The 2866-nt window shown below is 65.2% G+C and carries 4 protein-coding genes; all 4 read left to right on the forward strand.

Annotation, left to right across the window (positions count from 1 at the left end):
• The first annotated feature begins 222 nt into the window (after window positions 1–222).
• Window positions 223–468 carry a hypothetical protein gene (locus BQ7388_RS09520; RefSeq protein ID WP_009278623.1) on the forward strand — a complete coding sequence of 82 codons (246 nt, stop codon included), beginning with the start codon at window positions 223–225 and terminating at the stop codon, window positions 466–468.
• 153 nt (window positions 469–621) lie between these two features.
• Window positions 622–1008 (forward strand): cupin domain-containing protein, encoded by a 387-nt coding sequence (locus BQ7388_RS09525; RefSeq protein ID WP_009278624.1) that lies wholly within the window; start codon window positions 622–624, stop codon window positions 1006–1008.
• 181 nt (window positions 1009–1189) lie between these two features.
• Window positions 1190–2224 (forward strand): Gfo/Idh/MocA family oxidoreductase, encoded by a 1035-nt coding sequence (locus tag BQ7388_RS09530; protein WP_072500371.1) that lies wholly within the window; start codon window positions 1190–1192, stop codon window positions 2222–2224.
• 16 nt (window positions 2225–2240) lie between these two features.
• Window positions 2241–2866: Gfo/Idh/MocA family protein (locus BQ7388_RS09535; RefSeq protein WP_129583247.1), on the forward strand; the 626-nt coding region annotated here is incomplete at its 3' end.

Below are 2866 nucleotides of genomic sequence, written 5' to 3' on the forward strand. Positions count from 1 at the left end.
TAGTGCGCACGAACTTGGTAATACGCCGCGAGAGGCGCGATGGGGTGAGTCGCGTCCCGCCTGGACATTATGTCCGCCCATCGGACGGTTGCCCCAGCCCATTGCGGACCTGCCGTCCAGCAATGCGAACCGTTTCGGATCGCCTCTTGCTGCTGGCTATCTTCTAGCTGGAGGGAAGACACGGAAGGCCGAGGTGCCGGAAGCAAGTACACTCGCTGCCTGGTGGGCGTCTCCATCGCTAACGCGGTCGCGGGCCTGTTCATCGGCATAACGCACGTGTACTTCTACAACATGGGCGCCACCTCGATCCTGAGCCTGCTCAACTTCATCGCCCCGGACAAGCCCATGAACGTCGTCTTCGCGGCCATCGCGGGCGGCATCGGCTTCGCGCTCTCGCTCGGCATCAACTACTTCTTCGGCGTGACCAAGGAGCAGGCCGAGGCCGGAGTCGAGAAGGCTACGGCGTAGCGTCCGAACAAGCTCAACTTCCTGGCCCACCGACAGCTTCCTGCCGGTGGGCCTCTGGCTTGTCGGTGACAAGGCGACTGGTTGCCCTGAGCGGCCGTCAATCGGCGTGAGACGACGGATCTTGTCCGCGCCTCCGCCAAGAGAGGGGAACGAATGGGCAAGAGTCAGAACGGCGTCACGGTGTTTCTCCCCCAAGACCTGAACCCGGCAGAACACGTCTTCGTGAGTCCGCGCTCGGGTGCCAAGCACCAGGCCATCACCCTGCACGACGATCCCAAGACCGGTATGAACGTGCAGCTCACGCGCTACGAGAAGGGCATGCCGCTCTCGGTTCACACCCACGAAAGCGGCAAGGGCATGTACGTGCTGCGCGGCACGCTCCACACCGATCAGGGCGACCTGCCCGCCGGCAGTTTCGTCTGGTGGGACGCGGGCACTCCGATGTTCCACGGCGCGACGGCCGCCGAGGACGTCGACGTGCTCTTCATCATGGACGGTCCCTTCGACATCTCCTACACCGGTGACGTCGAGAGGGTGTAGCAGGCCTTCGGATGCGATCGCCTCTTGGAAAAAAGGTGCGGCAAGCTTGCTGCAGGGGCGGGAGGCCGTGAACCTCTGTTCCCACTTCGCGGGTAGGGACCGTCGTCGCCGGACCGCACCCTACAATGGCAACAACAAGCAGGAGAATCGTACGTAGCACGTCACCCAGGGAGGACGCATCATGCAGGACGGCAAGGTCATCGTCGGCTACATCGGCAACGGCAAGAGCGCCAATCGCTACCATGCCCCGTACGTACTTGACCGGCCTGACAAGTTCCGCATCAAGACGATGCAGGCCCGCCATGTCGACCACTCCGCCTGGGCGGCCATCCCCGGCGTCGAGTACGTCACGGACACGGAGGCGATCCTGGGCGACCCCCAGATCGACGTCGTGGAGATCACCACCCCCTCGGCGCTGCACTACTTCATGGCCAAGCGCGCGCTCGAGGCAGGCAAGCACGTGACGGTGGACAAGCCCTTCTCGGCCACCTACGAGGAGGCCGCCGAGCTTTTCGACCTGGCAGCCAAGAACGGCGTCACCGTGCAGTGCTACCAGAACCGCCGTTTCGACTCCGACTACCTCACGGCCAGGAAGGTCGTGGAGTCAGGCAAGCTGGGCAAGGTCTTCGAAGTCGTCACCAGCTACGACTACTGGCGCCCGACCATGATGGACGGCATGGCCAACGACCCCGTCAACAACGTCCCCTACGGACATGCGAGCCACTGTCTCGACCAGATCATCTCTTGGTTCGGGACGCCCGACCGCGTCCACTCCGACCTGCGGCAGCTCCAGGGCGCGGGCATGGTCTGCGACTACTTCGACTACGACCTGTACTACGACGAGCTGGGCGTCAAGGCCACCGCTCACGCGAACTACCGCATGGCCATCCAGCGTCCGAGCTTCGAGATCTACGGTGACAAGGGGGCGTACGTCAAGTTCGAGAAGGACCAGCAGGAGCGGGACCTCAAGCACTTCTACCTGCCCGCGGGTCATCCCGACTTCGGCCTGGACGCGCCCGAGCAGTGGGGGACCCTGCGCTACCAGGACGAGGACGGGCTGCACGAGGAGCGCGTGCCCTCCGAGCGAAGCTCCTACTCGCAGTGGTACGACGCGCCCTTCCATACCGTCGCCAACGGCGCGCCCCAGCTCGTGACCCCCGAGGAGACCCTGGCGCAGATGCGCATCCTCGAGGACGGCATGGGCCAGCTGGCGTAGGAGGGGGCAGACGGGCATGGCAGAAGAGGGAGTTGTTCGCTGGGGCATCCTGGGTGCCGGCAACATCGCGCGTCGCTTCGCGAGCAGCCTGAGGCACGTGGAGGGTGCTGAGCTGGTGGCGCTGAGCTGTCGCTCAGCGGACAAGGCGCAGGCCTTTGCCAAAGAGCACGGCATCGCACCCTCCGGTGCCCTGTCCGACGAGTCGCTGGGCAGGCCGGGCGCCGCCCACGAGGCCCTGCTCGCCGACCCCAGCGTGGACGCGGTCTACCTCTCGCTCCCGCATGCCCTGCACCACGACTGGGCCATCCGGGCGCTTCGTGCCGGCAAGGCCGTGCTCTGCGAGAAGCCCGCCTGCTTGGGCGCCGAGGAGGCGGCCGACGTGGCGCGGGTGGCACGCGAGTGTGGCTCGCTCTTCATGGAGAGCATGAAGGCGCGCTTCACCCCCTGTTACCGGACGGTGCGCGAGCTGGTGGACAAAGGCGAGATAGGCGATGTGGTTCATGTCGAGACCACCCTCTGCAACGACATGCGCGAGCTCGTCCGATCTGGCAAGACGTACCACAGCAAACCCGTGGGGGGAGGGGTGCTCCTCGACTGCGGCATCTATTGCGCGAGTTGGCTCGATGACTTCCTGCCGGCGGG

It is taken from the genome of Olsenella phocaeensis, assembly GCF_900120385.1.
GTDB classification, from domain to species: domain Bacteria; phylum Actinomycetota; class Coriobacteriia; order Coriobacteriales; family Atopobiaceae; genus Olsenella_I; species Olsenella_I phocaeensis.